At 67.5% G+C, this 14,966-nt stretch carries 13 protein-coding genes; 9 read left to right on the forward strand and 4 right to left on the reverse strand.

Features of this window, described 5'->3' with window-relative positions; genetic code table 11:
• Positions 1-46 precede the first annotated feature (46 nt).
• Complete coding sequence (locus HV681_RS26615; protein WP_175126136.1) at positions 47-2,206, reverse strand: heavy metal translocating P-type ATPase; 2,160 nt, start codon at positions 2,204-2,206, stop codon at positions 47-49.
• 84 nt (positions 2,207-2,290) lie between these two features.
• Here HV681_RS26615 and HV681_RS26620 point away from each other — a divergent pair, with 84 nt between their 5' ends.
• The 7 genes from HV681_RS26620 to lpdA all read left to right on the forward strand — a co-directional run bounded on the left by HV681_RS26620 (position 2,291) and on the right by lpdA (position 9,118).
• Positions 2,291-2,560: a hypothetical protein gene (locus HV681_RS26620; RefSeq protein WP_175126098.1), complete on the forward strand. Its 270-nt coding sequence runs from the start codon at positions 2,291-2,293 to the stop codon at positions 2,558-2,560.
• Between the two features lie 103 nt (positions 2,561-2,663).
• The gene (cadR, locus tag HV681_RS26625; protein ID WP_175126100.1) at positions 2,664-3,098 is read left to right on the forward strand and encodes a Cd(II)/Pb(II)-responsive transcriptional regulator; all 435 of its coding nucleotides are present in this window, start codon (positions 2,664-2,666) and stop codon (positions 3,096-3,098) included.
• 104 nt (positions 3,099-3,202) lie between these two features.
• Positions 3,203-3,796, forward strand: a complete 594-nt coding sequence (locus HV681_RS26630) for a nitroreductase family protein (protein ID WP_175126101.1) — start codon at positions 3,203-3,205, stop codon at positions 3,794-3,796.
• Positions 3,797-3,995: 199 nt separating this feature from the next.
• A complete protein-coding gene (locus HV681_RS26635; protein WP_175126102.1) occupies positions 3,996-5,228 on the forward strand; it encodes a 3-methyl-2-oxobutanoate dehydrogenase (2-methylpropanoyl-transferring) subunit alpha in 1,233 nt (410 codons plus the stop codon).
• 2 nt (positions 5,229-5,230) lie between these two features.
• A complete protein-coding gene (locus HV681_RS26640) occupies positions 5,231-6,274 on the forward strand; it encodes an alpha-ketoacid dehydrogenase subunit beta (protein WP_175126103.1) in 1,044 nt (347 codons plus the stop codon).
• Position 6,275: 1 nt separating this feature from the next.
• A complete protein-coding gene (locus tag HV681_RS26645) occupies positions 6,276-7,712 on the forward strand; it encodes a dihydrolipoamide acetyltransferase family protein (RefSeq protein ID WP_175126104.1) in 1,437 nt (478 codons plus the stop codon).
• Between the two features lie 2 nt (positions 7,713-7,714).
• A complete protein-coding gene (gene lpdA, locus HV681_RS26650; protein ID WP_175126105.1) occupies positions 7,715-9,118 on the forward strand; it encodes a dihydrolipoyl dehydrogenase in 1,404 nt (467 codons plus the stop codon).
• A gap of 170 nt (positions 9,119-9,288) precedes the next feature.
• Here lpdA and HV681_RS26655 read toward each other — a convergent pair whose 3' ends face one another.
• Positions 9,289-11,310, reverse strand: a complete 2,022-nt coding sequence (locus tag HV681_RS26655; RefSeq protein ID WP_175126106.1) for a PEP/pyruvate-binding domain-containing protein — start codon at positions 11,308-11,310, stop codon at positions 9,289-9,291.
• 164 nt (positions 11,311-11,474) lie between these two features.
• Here HV681_RS26655 and HV681_RS26660 point away from each other — a divergent pair, with 164 nt between their 5' ends.
• Positions 11,475-11,894, forward strand: coding sequence for a type II toxin-antitoxin system HicB family antitoxin (locus HV681_RS26660; protein WP_175126107.1), 420 nt, complete (start codon positions 11,475-11,477; stop codon positions 11,892-11,894).
• 71 nt (positions 11,895-11,965) lie between these two features.
• On the opposite strand, the gene HV681_RS26665 is transcribed toward HV681_RS26660, so the two are convergent.
• The gene (locus tag HV681_RS26665; RefSeq protein ID WP_175126108.1) at positions 11,966-12,403 is read right to left on the reverse strand and encodes a GFA family protein; all 438 of its coding nucleotides are present in this window, start codon (positions 12,401-12,403) and stop codon (positions 11,966-11,968) included.
• Between the two features lie 96 nt (positions 12,404-12,499).
• Here HV681_RS26665 and HV681_RS26670 point away from each other — a divergent pair, with 96 nt between their 5' ends.
• Positions 12,500-13,426, forward strand: coding sequence for a LysR family transcriptional regulator (locus HV681_RS26670; protein ID WP_175126109.1), 927 nt, complete (start codon positions 12,500-12,502; stop codon positions 13,424-13,426).
• A gap of 87 nt (positions 13,427-13,513) precedes the next feature.
• On the opposite strand, the gene argH is transcribed toward HV681_RS26670, so the two are convergent.
• On the reverse strand, positions 13,514-14,935 hold the full coding sequence (argH, locus tag HV681_RS26675) for an argininosuccinate lyase (protein ID WP_175126110.1): 1,422 nt from the start codon (positions 14,933-14,935) through the stop codon (positions 13,514-13,516).
• Positions 14,936-14,966: the final 31 nt, after the last annotated feature.

Here is a 14,966-nt window from a genome sequence, read left to right on the forward strand (position 1 = left end):
CCGCAGCCAGCGCGTTGGCCGGCCTCGGCGCCGCCCGCCGTTCCGGTCAGCGGCTGGCCGGCGCGGCGCGCAGCAGCCGCAGGCCGTTGGCCACCACCAGCAGGCTCGCGCCCACGTCGGCAAACACCGCCATCCACAGCGTCGCGTGGCCCGTCACGGCCAGCGCCAGGAACACCACCTTGATGCCCAGCGCCAGCGCGATGTTCTGAACCAGCACGCGATGCGTGGCACGAGACAGGCGCAGGAAGGTGCCGATCTTGCGCAGGTCGTCGTCCATCAGCGCCACGTCGGCGGTCTCGATGGCCGTGCCGGTGCCGGCCGCGCCCATCGCAAAGCCGATGTCGGCGCGGGCCAGCGCGGGCGCGTCGTTGATCCCGTCGCCCACCATGCCGACCCGCACGTCCGGCGCAAGCTTGTCTTCAATGGCGGTCAACTTGTCCTCGGGCAGCTGGTCGCCACGCGCTTCGTCGATGCCGACCTGGCGCGCGATGGCCTGCGCAGTCGGCGTGTTGTCGCCGGTCAGCATCAGCGTACGCACGCCCAGCCCGTGCAGGTCCGCGATGGCCTGGGCGCTGGTGGGCTTGACCGTATCGGCCACGGCCGCCAGCGCCAGCACGCGGCTGCCGTCGGACAGCGCGATGACGCTCTTGCCCTGGCTTTCCAGTTCATCAAAGCGGGCATCGAGCGCATCGCCGGAAACGCCCAGCTCGCGCATCAGGCGGCGGTTGCCCAGGTGATATGTCTGGCCGTCGACCTGACCGCTGACGCCGCGGCCGGGCAGGGCGGTGAAGGCGTCGACCTCCAGCAGCGCGCTGCCGGCGTCGCGCGCAGCGTTGGCCACGGCCAGCGACACGGGGTGGTCGGACCGGGCAGCCAGACTGGCGGCGATCAGGGCGGCGGGGTGGCGATCCTGCGCCGGGGCGTCCCAGTCCTGCAGATCGGTCTGCACCGGCTTGCCGTGCGTCAGCGTGCCGGTCTTGTCCAGCGCCAGCCATTTCAGGTTGCGCCCTTCTTCAAGATAGACGCCGCCCTTGATGAGGATGCCGCGGCGCGAGGCGGCGGTCAGGCCACTGACGATGCTGACGGGTGTGGAAATCACCAGCGCGCATGGGCAGGCGATGATCAACAGCGCCAGCGCGCGGTAGATGGCGTCGAACCACGGCTGGCCCCACAGCAGCGGCGGCAGCACGGCCACGGCCGCCGCGACGGCCACGACGGCGGGCGTGTAGATGCGCGAAAACCGGTCGATGAAGCGCTGCGTGGGCGCGCGCGCGCCCTGCGCCTGTTCCACCGCGTGGATGATGCGCGCCAGCGTCGTGTTGCCGGCCGCGGCGGTCACGCGGTATTCAAAGGACCCGGAGGTATTGATGGTGGCCGCGAACACCGGATCGTCCTGGGCTTTTTCGACGGGCAGGCTTTCGCCCGTGATGGGCGACTGGTCCACGGCCGACGTGCCGTTCACGATGATGCCGTCCGCGGCGATGCGCTCGCCCGGCCGCACGCGCACGATGCCGCCCGGCTGCAGCGACGCGGCGGGCACTTCCGCCCAAGTGCCGTCCGGCTGGCGCAAGGTAGCGGTGTCGGGCGCCAGGTCCAGCAGGCCGCGCACGGCGTTGCGCGCGCGGTCCAGCGAGCGGGCTTCGATCAGTTCGGCCACGTTGAACAGGAACATCACCATGGCCGCTTCGGGCCATTGGCCGATCAGCACGGCGCCGGTGACGGCGATGCTCATCAGCGCGTTGATGTTCAGGTTGCCGTTGCGCACGGCAATCCAGCCCTTGCGATAGGTGCTGACCCCGCAGGCCAGGATGGCGGCCACGGCCAGTGCCGCGGTCAGCAGCAACGGGCCGCCGGCAAAATGCGAGAACTCGGACAGCGCCGCCAGCACGCCCGCGCCGCCGATCAGCCACCAGTTCACCGCCTTGGCGGCGGGGGCGGGCGCGGCCGCCGCGCCGTCGGCCAGGGGCTCGGGCGTCATGTCCAGCGATTTGATGGCTGCGATGATTCGGTCCAGCGCGCCGTCGGCGTGGACCACGGTCAGGATGCGCTGCATCAGGTTGAAGTCCAGCGCATGCACGCCGTCCACGCCGGCGAGCTTCTTGCGGATCAGCGTTTCCTCGGTGGGGCAATCCATCTGGCCGATGCGCAGGCGCGCCAGCAGCTGGCCGGGGCCGGCCGTGAGCGTCGCGGCGGCGGCCGGCTGCAGAACGGCGCCATGCGCGTGGCCGCAGCAGGAAGCGTCCTGGGCAGCCGGGGCCGGGGCAGCGGACGCGCAGCAGGTGTCGGCGCCATGTTCGCTGCCATGGCCGTGGCCGTGGCGGTGACGGTGATCGTGGCCGGTGTGGGCATCGTGCCCGTGGCTGTGGTCGTGGCCCGCGTGCGCATCATGCCCACGGCCGGGGGCCTCGCCCGCCGCCTTCGGATGTTCGTGGCCGCAGCAGGCGTCATCGCCTGGCGTCTCAACGCACGCGACGACGACCGGCGCAGGCGAGTGTCCGCCACCGCAGCAGGCGCCGCCGTGCTTGCCCGACTGATGTTTGTGTTCTTTGACCGGAGGTAAAGACATCCGCTTGACCCTTCAAATAAGCTGATGACGCAATTCCACACCTTGGAGTTACTATAGGGTCAACCCCTAATCATCGGATCGGATCCGGGAGGCAGTGATGCGTATCGGCGAATTGGCCACGGCGGCCGGCACCACGGTCGAAACCGTCAGGTATTACGAAAAAGAGGGGTTGCTGCCCGCCCCGGAGCGCGGGTTGAACAACTACCGCACCTATGGCCAGACGCATCTGGAGCGCCTGCGCCTCATCCGCAACTGCCGCGCGCTGGACATGACGCAGGACGAAATCCGCGCCATCCTGTCCGTGGCCGACAACCATCGCACCGGTTGCGGCCCCATCAACAAGCTGTTCGACGAGCACATCTCGCATGTGGACGAGCGCATCGCCGAACTGATGCAGCTGAAAGCCCAATTGAGCGACTTGCGCCAGCGCTGCGTGTCGGCGCGGCCCGACTCGGACGATTGCGGCATCCTGCACGGGTTGAGCGAAATGCAGGTCGAAGAGCGGCAGGAGCGGCACACCCACCTGGGCTGAGCGCACCGCCGGGATGTCCTTGTTGCAGTCCGGGGGATCAGCGACCGGTCAGACGTCATCGCGTACTATGAGAATCTGTTTCTTTCCCATTTGCGCATCGATCAATGACCGTAAACCAGACCGCCACGCCGCTCCACGCCCTGACCTCGCGCCGCTCCTTCAAGTTCCTGCGGGCGCCGGCGCCCAAACCCGACGAACTCGAACAGATCCTGCAGGCCGCCATGTCTGCGCCCGATCACGGCGCGCTGCGTCCGTGGCGCTATGTCGTGATCCAGGGCGAGGCCATCGGCAAGCTGGCGGACATGGCGCTTGACGCCGTCAAGCGCAGCGGCGACCCGCGCATGACGCCCGAAAAGGAAAAGTCGGTCCGCGAATGGATGGCCAGCGTGCCGCTGTTCATCGCCGTGGCCCAGAAGATTGCCCACGGCAACACCAAGATCCCTGAACAGGAACAGCTGCTGGCCGCCGGCTGCTCGGTGATGAACATCCTGAACGCCGTCCACATGCTGGGCTACGCCGCGTTCTGGAGCACCGGCCTGGGCACGTACGTTGAAGAAGTGCAGGACGCGCTGGGCCTGGACTCGCTGGATTACCGCTTCCTGGGCTTTCTGGCCGTCGGCACGCCCGCGTGCGCGGTGCCGCCCGCCAAGCGTCCGGACTACCGTGAATTCGTCACGGAATGGACCGGCGCCGCCTGAGGAAAACCCTCAGTCCAATGCGGCCCCAAAAGGCCGCGCGGCCCGCTCATCGGCCCTGTCCCCTGTGCTAATCTCGTCAACGGCTTTGCCCAAGTATCCCCGGGCGCAAGCCGTCGACGGCAGCGTCCGAGGTCACACGCCTCTGGCAACGCCTTGGTAGGAAGAAAACGCATGACACGATCAAGCGTGGAGACAATACATGAGCCAATATGGGCCGCTGAAGTTGCACGTCCCCGAGCCGACAGGGCGACCGGGTTGCAAGACAGACTTCTCCTATCTGCATCTTTCGCCGCCCGGCGAGGTGCCCAAACCCCCCATTGATGTTGCCGCGGTCGACACCGGTCCACTGGCCTACAGCCTGGTCCGCGTCATCGACGAGCACGGCCGCGCCGTCGGCCCGTGGGCGCCTGAGATCAGCCACGACCAGCTGCGCGCCGGCATGCGGGCGATGCTCAAGACGCGCATCTTCGACGGGCGCATGCTGACCGCGCAGCGCAAGAAGAAGATCTCGTTCTACATGCAGAGCCTGGGCGAAGAGGCCATCGGCACCGCCCACGCCATGGCGCTGGAAAAGGGGGATATGTGCTTTCCCACCTATCGCCAGCAAAGCATCCTGTTGTCGCGCGACGTGTCGCTGGTGACGATGATGTGCCAGCTCATGTCCAACGAGCGCGACCCGCTCAAGGGCCGCCAGCTTCCGGTCATGTATTCCGACCGCGAAAACGGCTTCTTCACGATTTCGGGCAACCTGGCCACGCAGTTCATCCAGGCGGTGGGCTGGGCCATGGCCTCGGCCATCAAGGGCGACACCCGCATTGCCTCGGCCTGGATCGGCGACGGCGCCACCGCCGAAGCCGACTTCCATACCGCGCTGACCTTCGCGCACGTCTACCGCGCGCCCGTCATCCTGAACGTGGTCAACAACCAGTGGGCCATCTCGACCTTCCAGGCGATCGCCGGCGGCGAGGGCGCGACCTTCGCGGGCCGCGGCGTGGGCTGCGGCATTGCGTCGCTGCGGGTGGACGGCAACGATTTCCTGGCGGTCTATTCCGCGTCGATCTGGGCTGCCGAACGTGCGCGCCGCAACCTGGGCCCGACGCTGATCGAGTGGGTCACGTACCGCGCCGGTCCGCACTCCACCTCCGACGATCCCACCAAGTACCGTCCCGGCGACGACTGGAGCCACTTCCCCCTGGGCGACCCGATCGAGCGCTTCAAGAAACACCTCATCCTGTTGGGCATCTGGTCCGACGCCGAGCACGACGCTGTCCGCGCCGAACTCGACGCCGAGATCCTGGCGGCCCAGAAGGAAGCGGAGAGCTACGGCACTTTGGTGGACGGCCACGTCCCCAGCGCCGCCAGCATTTTTGAAGACGTGTACAAGGACATGCCGGAGCATCTGCGCCGGCAGCGCCAGCAGCTCGGAGTCTGACCATGGCAATCGATAACAACGCTGGTCCGGCCTCGGCGCCGATGACCATGATCCAGGCTTTGCGCTCGGCCATGGATGTCATGCTCGAGCGCGACAACAACGTCGTCGTGTTCGGGCAGGACGTGGGCTACTTCGGCGGCGTGTTCCGCTGCACCGAAGGCCTGCAGGCCAAGTACGGCAGCTCGCGCGTGTTCGACACCCCCATCTCCGAAGGCGGCATCGTCGGCGTGGCGGTGGGCATGGGCGCGTACGGGCTGCGGCCCGTGTGCGAGATCCAGTTCGCCGACTACTTCTATCCGGCGTCGGATCAGATCGTGTCTGAAGCCGCGCGCCTGCGCTACCGCTCGGTGGGCGAGTTCATTGCGCCCATGACCATCCGCATGCCATGCGGCGGCGGCATCTATGGCGGGCAGACGCACAGCCAGAGCCCCGAGGCCATGTTCACGCAGGTCTGCGGGCTGCGCACGGTGATGCCGTCCAATCCGTACGACGCGAAAGGCCTCTTGATCGCCGCCATCGAGAACGACGATCCGGTGATCTTTCTGGAACCCAAGCGCCTCTACAACGGCCCGTTCGACGGTCACCATGACCGCCCGGTTACGCCGTGGACCGGCCGCCCGGGCAGCGTCGTGCCCACCGGCTACTACACCGTGCCGCTGGAATCGGCCGCCATCGTGCGTCCGGGTTCGGAACTGACGGTGCTGACCTACGGCACCACCGTGCACGTGTCGCTGACCGCGGCCGAAGAGACCGGCATCGACGCCGAAGTCATCGACCTGCGCAGCCTCTGGCCCCTGGATCTGGACGCCATCGTCAACTCCGTCAAGAAGACCGGGCGCTGCGTGGTCGTGCACGAAGCCACGCGCACCTGCGGCTTTGGCGCGGAACTGATTTCCCTGGTGCAGGAACACTGCTTCCATCATCTGGAGGCGCCCGTCGAGCGCGTGACCGGTTGGGACACTCCCTATCCGCACGCGCAGGAATGGGCGTACTTCCCCGGCCCGCGCCGGGTCGGCGAAGCGTTCAAACGCGCGATGGAGGCATGATATGGGGATTCATATCATCAAGATGCCCGACATCGGCGAAGGCATCGCAGAGGTCGAGCTGGTGGGCTGGCACGTCAAGGTGGGCGACACCGTCGCCGAGGACCAGCCGCTGGCGGACGTCATGACGGACAAGGCGACGGTCGAGATTCCGTCGCCGGTGGTCGGCAAGGTGATTTCGCTGGGCGGGGATGTCGGCCAGGTGATGGCCGTGGGCGGTGAATTGATCCGGCTGGAAGTCGAAGGCGAGGGGAATGTGAAGGCGGGTGCCGCGGCGGCGCCGGCGGCGAAGGCGGCTGTGCCTGCGGGTGAGGGGATTGCTGCGGACGGGGCGCAGCGGGCCGGTGGGCCGAGTCTGGTGGAAAGTGGTGCTGCGGCGTCTGGCGTAACGACGCCCGGCGTAGCGACGCCCGCAACTTCCACGCCGGCCAAGTCGTCGACCCCGTCATCGGCATCGGCATCGGCATCCGCGTCCGCATCCGCATCCGGCTCCACGTCGGCGTCGGCCAAATCGCCCGCCGCGCGCCAATCCGGCGGCGCGCCCGCGACCATCCGCCAGCCTGGCGAAAAGCCGCTGGCCTCGCCCGCCGTACGCAAGCGCGCGTGGGATCTGGGCGTCGAACTGCGCTACGTGCAAGGCAGCGGCCCGGCCGGCCGCATCCTGCATGAAGACCTGGACGCCTGGCTGCAAGGGCAGGGCTCGGCCAGCAACGCCCGCGCCGGCGCGGCCTACGCCGAACGCAACGACGAAGACGCCGTGCCCGTCATCGGGCTGCGCAGGAAGATCGCGCAGAAGATGGCCGAATCCAAGCGCCGCATCCCGCACTTCAGCTACGTCGAGGAAATCGACGTGACCGAGCTCGAAGACCTGCGCGTGCAGCTCAACGCCAAATGGGGCGAGCAGCGCGGCAAGCTGACGCTGCTGCCGCTTCTGGCTCGCGCAATGGTCGTGGCGCTGCGCGATTTTCCGCAGATCAACGCGCGCTATGACGACGGGGCCGGCGTCGTGACGCGCTACGGCGCGGTGCACATCGGCATCGCCACGCAAAGCGACGGCGGCCTGATGGTGCCGGTGATGCGTCATGCCGAGGCGCGCGATCTATGGTCCATGGCGGCCGAGATCACGCGGCTGGCGCAGGCGGTGCGCAGCGGCTCGGCCGGGCGCGACGAACTGTCCGGCTCGACCATCACCATCACCAGCCTCGGTCCCTTGGGCGGCATCGTCACCACGCCGGTGATCAACCACCCTGAAGTTGGCATCGTGGGCGTGAACCGCATCGTCGAACGCCCGGCCTTCCGCAACGGCGCCGTGGTGGCGCGCAAGCTGATGAACCTGTCGTCGTCCTTCGATCACCGCGTAGTGGACGGCATGGACGCGGCACGCTTCATACAGGCCGTGCGCGCGCTGCTGGAACAACCCGCGCTGCTTTTCGTGGAGTAAGCATGAGCCAGATCACAAAGACAACGACATTGCTGGTGATCGGCGGCGGTCCCGGCGGCTACGTGGCCGCCATCCGCGCCGGGCAACTGGGCGTGCCGACCATCCTGGTCGAGGGCGCGCAATTGGGCGGCACGTGCCTGAACATCGGCTGCATCCCGTCCAAGGCGCTTATCCACGCAGCCGAGGAATTCGACAAGGCGCGTCACTACGCCGGCGAATCGGCGCTGGGCATCGCGGTCGACGCGCCGCGTATCGACATCGCCAAGACCGTGGCCTGGAAAGACGGCATCGTCGGCAAGCTGACGGGCGGCGTCGGCGCGCTGCTCAAGAAGAACGGCGTGGAAGTCGTGCGCGGCTGGGCCACGCTGCTGGATGGCAAGACGGCCGAAGTCGAAACGCCTGATGCGGGCCGCTTCCGCATCCAGTGCGAACACCTGCTGCTGGCGGCGGGATCCGAACCCACGCCGCTGCCGTCCATGCCATTCGGCGGAATGGTGGTGTCATCCACCGAGGCCCTGTCGCCCACCAGCATCCCGAAGCAACTGGTCGTGGTGGGCGGGGGCTATATTGGGCTGGAACTCGGCACCGTGTACCGCAAGCTGGGCGCAGAAGTCGCCGTCGTCGAGGCGCAGGACCGCATCCTGCCGACCTACGACGCCGAACTCACCAAGCCCGTCGCGGCCGCGCTGGGCAAGATGGGCGTGGCGCTGCATCTGGGTCGCAAGGTGCTGGGACTGAACGGCAAGGGCGACGCGGTGCGCGTGCAGGACGCCAGCGGCGCCGAAACGCTGCTGCCCGCCGACCGCGTGCTGATCTCGGTGGGACGCCGCCCGCGCACGCAAGGCTGGGGACTGGAAAGCCTGCAGCTCGATCGCAAAGGCAACGCGTTGCGCATCGACGACCAGTGCCGCACGTCGATGCGAGATGTCTGGGCCATTGGCGACATCGCAGGCGAGCCCATGCTGGCGCACCGCGCGATGGCGCAGGGCGAGATGGTGGCCGAACTGGTGGCGGGCAAGCGCCGCCACTTCCAGCCGGCGTCCATTCCTGCCGTGTGCTTCACGGACCCCGAGGTCGTGGTCGCAGGCCTGTCGCCGCAGGAGGCTGAAAGCGCCGGGCTGGACTGCGTGACGGCGGCATTCCCCTTTGCCGCCAACGGCCGTGCCATGACGCTGGAATCCACCGACGGCTTCGTGCGCGTGGTGGCCCGGCGCGACAACCATCTGATCGTGGGGTGGCAGGCGGTGGGGCGCGCGGTGTCAGAGCTGTCGACGGCGTTCGGGCAGTCTTTGGAAATGGGCGCGACGCTGGAAGACGTGGCGGGCACCATTCACGCGCATCCCACGTTGGGCGAGGCGGTGCAGGAAGCCGCGCTCAAGGCGCTGGGGCACGCGTTGCATATCTGAAGGCGGGACCGGCGCGGATGCAATGTCCGCGCCGGGTCTCTGTTGCTTTGCCGGTTCTACCGCGCCGATGTGCTGTGCCCGATGCAACATGCGCGATCCGGCCGGCCTTTGGCGGCGCGGTTCATGCAGTCCGGGCTGGGCAAGCCGCCTACCGCCCCGCGCGATTGCTGTCAGCGGCTTCCGTCGATGTACGGCCGCGCCTGCAGGATCAGGATCTCGTCGCCTTGGACGGCCCATTCGATGTCCTGGTCCGCATTTCCCAGCCGCTTCTTCACCTGCCGTCCCACGGCGGCCAGGCGCGCGACCAGCGCGTCATTGAGCACCTGCCGGCCGCCCTCGATGGGCACTTCGCGCACGCCGCCGCCCGCGGCGGCCACGAGCTCCGTGTCCTCGGCCGACCGGCTCAACACCTGCACCGCCTTGGACCAGCTGGAATACATGACCTGCTCGGCCTGGCGCTTGCCTTCCACCACCTTGATGCCCAGCCCGCGCTTGGCCGACAGATACGTGACGTGTCGGCGCGAGGCATCGAAGGGATCGCGCGTGATCATGACGCCCGAACTGTCCGATGCCGCGGCCAGTTGCACCAGCACGGCCATGACCACCGCGTCCTGGTTGAAGCCCGCGGCGCGGCGCGCTTCGTAGGCCTCGAAGTTGTAGACCGACGCCCACACCGTCTGCACGGCCCGGGCCAGCGCGTCGGCCTGCGTGACGTTCGGCACGGTGGTGTACAGGCCCGCGCCGCTGAAGCCTGGCAGGTCTTCGGAATTGGACGAGCTGCGCACGAAGACGCCGCGGCCGCCCAGCTGTTTTTTCCAGCGGGCGAGCCAGTCGGCCGACAGGGCGTCGGGCGGTGCGTCGGCGATGTCCTGGCGCAGCTTGGCCAGTTCCGCGCGCCGCACATTGGCGTCGGACGCGAAGTCGGCCCGTTGTTCCAGCGCCGCCAAGCGGGCAGGCACGCCCAGCTTGTGCATGAACGCCGCGTACTGGGCAAACGGAATGCAAAAGCCGTCCGGTACGTTGGCCGCGGGCGGCAGCACGGACTTCAACGCGCCCAGGTTCGCCGCCTTGACACCGCAGTAGCGGCTGTCGCGCGTGGTCATGCCGGACAGCGGCTTGACGGCGCGCACAGACAGATCGGGTTTGGGCAGCGGCGTGGCGGCTTTTGCGGGTGTCGTTGCCGCTTGGTTGGCATTGACCGCAGGCTGTGCAATGCGTTGCACCCGATAGCCGTTGCTTTCGACAATCAGCTCGACCCACTGGCCGTCATGCTTGCGCAACGCCGCCACGGCGTCCCGCACATAGGCATTGGGAATGCGCCAGCCCTTGGCCAGCAGGTTCACGTGCGAGAGCAGGGTGGACGGGCGCTGTGTGAGCAGTCCGGCCACGGGCGTCAGCGCGACGGGCACCTCGTCCAGCACCACGATGTCGGTGGGCGACAGGTCAGGCGTCTCGTCCACGGATTTGACGATGCGCAGCCGGCCCTGCGCGCGCCCCGTATTCAGCGGCAGGAAGGTCTGCTCGCGCAGCAGCGCCTCTTGCGTGACAACATCCATCCCGGCGCGCTGCGCCGTCTGCTCCTGCAAGGTGGAATTGCTCTTGAAGCGCAGCGGCTCGTAGAACGTGGCCGCCAGTCGCTGGGCGGTCAGGGTCAGCAGTTCCGGCGTCAGCAGATCGCCTTCCCAGAATTCAAAGGTGTAGCCCGGCAGGCCGTTCTGCCAGCTCAGCGTGCCGAACAGCAGACGCCGGTTCGGATCCTTGTACTGCGCGATCAGCTTGGCCTTGTCGCCCGACAGCAGACGCCGCTCGCGCGCGAACGTCTCGTGCAGCCCATAGCGGGGCGTGTGCAGGTAATAGATGCGATCCGCGCGCTGGCGGTCGATGACGAACAGCACATGCGGAATCTCCAGCGGCGTGCCGGCGTTGTAGACCCGCGCCAGTTGATCGAATTCGCCCCGGGTCTGGATCTTCTCCAGAAACCGCGGGCCGCCCCATCGCGCGTCCTCCGCCTTGCGCGCCTCGACCTCGTCGGGGCGCAGGGGGCGGCCGTTTTCGTAGGGGGAGGGTTTGCGGGCGGTTTGGGCTTGGGCGGAACCGCTGGCGGCGGTCCCCAGCATGCACAGGACGGCCAAGACGATTCGGGATACGCGGGAAAGCGGGAAGTGCTTCGACGACGCACTCAGGGTGGGCATGGGACGTGGGCCGGCTACGGGAAGCCGCAATCATATCCAACGTTATTGGGGACGCGCCATCGGTGGGTTAAGCGACGGAAGCTCTCCCTCCGACGTGCGTTAGTCTGATTTCGCCTCGATCGGGAATGTGTGAGGGGGCAGAGCGCAATATGCTGGCGCCTGCCATGCTGACCTATCCCTACACGTTGACTCCCGATACGAACGGCACCTTTCTGGTGCTGTTTCCGGATTTTCCGGAAGCGACGAGCGTCGGCGAGGATGAGCAAGATGCGCAGGTGAACGCGCCGGAAGCGCTTGAGGCGGCATTGGAGATCTATTTCGATGAACGTCGCTTGATCCCGATGCCGTCGGAGAAAACGTCATCGCCGTATGCGGTCACCTTGCCGGCGGTCGTTACCAGCAAGGTGTTTCTGTCGAATGAAATGATTCGCCAAGGCGTGCGCAAAGCCGAGATGGCTCGCAGGCTTGGCGTTCATACGCCGCAAGTGGATCGATTGCTGAATCTGCGGCACGGGTCGCGGATCGAACAGGTGGAGGCGGCGCTTGGAAAACTCGGCCGCCGGCTGGAAGTTTCCATCGTGTAGGCGGGAGAACCGTTGCGCGGGCTAATCCGACGCCTCGACGTTTCGGCCAGCCGCGCATCACTGGCCCATCATCACCCTCCCATCACCACCCGCCCAAATTCCTCCGGCGAGGGGCTTTCGGGCCAGCTCGGCACGTCAGCGGGCAAGTTCAGCCAAGCGTGTTTACGCCGGGTCCAGATATGCGCGGCCGGCGTCAGCTCGGCTGCTTCATCCAGCGTGCCGGCGCGCAACACCCGCATCCCGGGCGCGGCCTCGGTCGTGTTGAAGATGCGCGTGTGGCAGCACGCGCACAGAAACTGGCAAGACCGCTTTCCCTCGTGTTCATGGCGGTATTCATCGAGCGCACCGGTTATGCTCATCGCCGTTTCCGGCAGCAGCAGGTGCAGCCCGAAGGCGCTGCCGCTCCAGCGTTGGCAGTTCTGGCAATGGCAGGCGTAGACCATCGGCTTGCCGGCCGGATCGATCGAGTAGCGGACGGCGCCGCAGCGGCATTGGCCGGTCAGGGTCATGAACGGGTTCCTTCAACTTCAATGGAGTGCGACAGGATGCCCGGGATGCCGGCCGCTGGGAACCGCCATAATGAACCATCCGTTAGCAGATTTTGTATGAGCATTGATTCTCTCGACTGGGAAAGCCAGCGCGTCTTTCTAGCCGTGCTGCGCACCGGCAGCCTGTCGGGCGCGGCCCGGATGCTGGGCATTGCGCAGGCCACCGCCCGCCGCCGCATCGAAAAGCTGGAAGGCAGTGTAGGCGTGAGCCTCTTTCTGCGGACCCCGGCCGGGCTGCAACCCACGGACGCCGCGCGCGAACTGGGCGAGCATGTCGAGGCCATGGACGCGGCGGCGCGAGCGTTCAGCCGGCGGGCCGGGGAGGGGGCGGATGCGGCCGAAGGCGTCGTGCGCATCACCAGCAGCGAGTTGCTGGGCGTGGAGGTGCTGCCGCCGATGCTGCTGAAAATCCGCCAGACGCTGCCGGCCGTGCGGCTGGAGCTGAGCGTGCAGGACCGGTTGGAGGCCTTGCCCCGGCAGGAAGCGGATATCGCGGTCCGGCTGCTGCGTCCCAGCGAAGCCAACGTGGTGGCGCGGCGCGCCGGCGCGCTGCGGGTCGGGCTGTTCGCCACGGCGGACTGCATCCAGGCGCATGGGCTCCCGCAAACCCGCGACGACTTGCGGCACATGCCGATGATCGGCCCCGACCGCCGCCTGGCCGACCGGCGCGTGCTGGCCGAGCAGGGCGTGATCGACGCCGACCAGCCGTTCGCCATTGCTTGCGACCACCACGTGGCGCAGTTTGCCGCTTTGAAGGCGGGCCTCGGCGTGGGCGTATGTCCGCGTCAGCTCGCGAAGCCGCTCGGACTGGTTCCGGTGCTGGCGCAGGAAATCGGTTTTGACGTCGATGTCTGGATTGCCATGCACGGCGATCTGCGGCGCGTGAAGCGGGTGGCGGGCGTTTTCGATGCGTTGGCCCGGGAACTGGACGGCTGGTTGGCGGAACAGAAACAACAAGGCCCCCGGGAAGGGGGCCTTGCATGACTGACCTTGACGCGGGCCGGGGATACCGGCTTCAACGACCGGTCTCAAGGACGGGCCTCACAGCCCGTCCGCAGCCCGCAGCGGCAATCAGCCTTCCGCCGTTTCCGCCAGAACGCGCTGGGCTTCTTCAGCCACGCGCTCGGGAGCGGTGCCGCCCACATGCTTGCGCGCGGCAACCGAACCTTCCAGCGTCAGCACCTGATGCACGTCTTCGGTGATGCTGGGGTGGTAGGCCGTGAGTTCGGCGGTGGACAGGTCGGCCAGATCGCAGCCGCGCTGTTCGCAATCCCGCACGGCGTGGGCCACGACCTCGTGGGCGTCGCGGAAGGGCACGCCGCGCTTGACCAGGTAGTCGGCCAGATCGGTGGCGGTGGCAAAGCCTTGCAGCGCAGCGGCGCGCATGTTGTCGGCCTTGACCTTGATGCCGCCAGCCATGTCCGCGAAGATCGTCAGCGTGTCGCGCAGCGTGTCGGCGGTGTCGAACAGGCCTTCCTTGTCTTCCTGGTTGTCCTTGTTGTAGGCCAGGGGCTGGCCCTTCATCAGGGTCAGCAGGGCGACCAGATTGCCGTTGACGCGGCCGGTCTTGCCACGGGCAAGTTCAGGCACGTCGGGGTTCTTTTTCTGCGGCATGATCGAGCTGCCGGTGCAGAAGCGGTCGGCCAGGTCGATGAAGCCCACGCGCGGGCTCATCCAGAGCACCAGCTCTTCGGACAGCCGCGAAACGTGCGTCATGATCAGCGCGCCGGCGGCGCAGAATTCGATGGCGAAGTCGCGGTCGGAGACGGCGTCCAGCGAATTGCGGCACACGCCTTCAAAGCCCAGGGTCTTGGCGACGCGTTCGCGGTCGATAGGGAACGACGTGCCGGCCAGGGCGGCGGCGCCCAGCGGCAGGCGGTTCACGCGGCGGCGGCAATCGGCCAGGCGCTCGGCGTCGCGGCCGAACATTTCGGCGTACGCCAGCAGGTGATGGCCGAAGGTGACGGGCTGGGCGACTTGCAGGTGCGTGAAGCCCGGCATGATGGTGCCGGCGTTTTCCAGCGCGACCGTGGCCAGCGCGTGGCGCAACTGGCGCAGCAGGACCTGCAGCGTGTCGATTTCGTCACGCAGCCACAGGCGGATGTCGGTGGCGACCTGGTCGTTGCGCGAACGGCCGGTGTGCAGGCGCTTGCCCGCGTCGCCCACCAGTTCCACCAGGCGCTTTTCGATGTTCAGGTGGACGTCTTCCAGGTCGAGCAGCCACTGGAACGAGCCGGCGTCGATTTCGGACAGGATCTGGGTCATGCCGCGCTGGATGTCGGCCAGATCCTGGGCGCCGATGATGCCCTGGGCGGCCAGCATGTCCGCATGCGCGAGCGAGCCCTGGATGTCGTGGCGCGCCAGGCGCTTGTCGAAATCCACGGACGCCGTGTAGCGTTTGACGAGTTCGGAAACCGGCTCGGAGAACCGGGCGGACCAGGCCTGCGCCTTGTTGGCGAACTGGTTTTGATCGGGGGAGGGAGTCTTTGCCATGATGGCCGGGATTATAGGGCCTCGCGCCGCG

This window comes from Achromobacter animicus (genome assembly GCF_902859585.1).
Classification (GTDB): Bacteria; Pseudomonadota; Gammaproteobacteria; order Burkholderiales; family Burkholderiaceae_B; genus Achromobacter; species Achromobacter animicus.

What these genes read in the sequence shown, in the direction of transcription:
- HV681_RS26660 (WP_175126107.1), top strand. Translation starts at nt 11,475, where the DNA reads ATGCTGACCTATCCCTACACGTTGACTCCCGATACGAACGGCACCTTT.
- HV681_RS26665 (WP_175126108.1), bottom strand. Translation starts at nt 12,403, where the DNA reads ATGACCCTGACCGGCCAATGCCGCTGCGGCGCCGTCCGCTACTCGATC.
- argH (WP_175126110.1), bottom strand. Translation starts at nt 14,935, where the DNA reads ATGGCAAAGACTCCCTCCCCCGATCAAAACCAGTTCGCCAACAAGGCG.
- HV681_RS26645 (WP_175126104.1), top strand. Translation starts at nt 6,276, where the DNA reads ATGGGGATTCATATCATCAAGATGCCCGACATCGGCGAAGGCATCGCA.
- HV681_RS26670 (WP_175126109.1), top strand. Translation starts at nt 12,500, where the DNA reads ATGAGCATTGATTCTCTCGACTGGGAAAGCCAGCGCGTCTTTCTAGCC.
- HV681_RS26635 (WP_175126102.1), top strand. Translation starts at nt 3,996, where the DNA reads ATGAGCCAATATGGGCCGCTGAAGTTGCACGTCCCCGAGCCGACAGGG.
- HV681_RS26640 (WP_175126103.1), top strand. Translation starts at nt 5,231, where the DNA reads ATGGCAATCGATAACAACGCTGGTCCGGCCTCGGCGCCGATGACCATG.
- HV681_RS26630 (WP_175126101.1), top strand. Translation starts at nt 3,203, where the DNA reads ATGACCGTAAACCAGACCGCCACGCCGCTCCACGCCCTGACCTCGCGC.
- HV681_RS26620 (WP_175126098.1), top strand. Translation starts at nt 2,291, where the DNA reads ATGTTCGCTGCCATGGCCGTGGCCGTGGCGGTGACGGTGATCGTGGCC.
- lpdA (WP_175126105.1), top strand. Translation starts at nt 7,715, where the DNA reads ATGAGCCAGATCACAAAGACAACGACATTGCTGGTGATCGGCGGCGGT.
- cadR (WP_175126100.1), top strand. Translation starts at nt 2,664, where the DNA reads ATGCGTATCGGCGAATTGGCCACGGCGGCCGGCACCACGGTCGAAACC.
- HV681_RS26655 (WP_175126106.1), bottom strand. Translation starts at nt 11,310, where the DNA reads ATGCCCACCCTGAGTGCGTCGTCGAAGCACTTCCCGCTTTCCCGCGTA.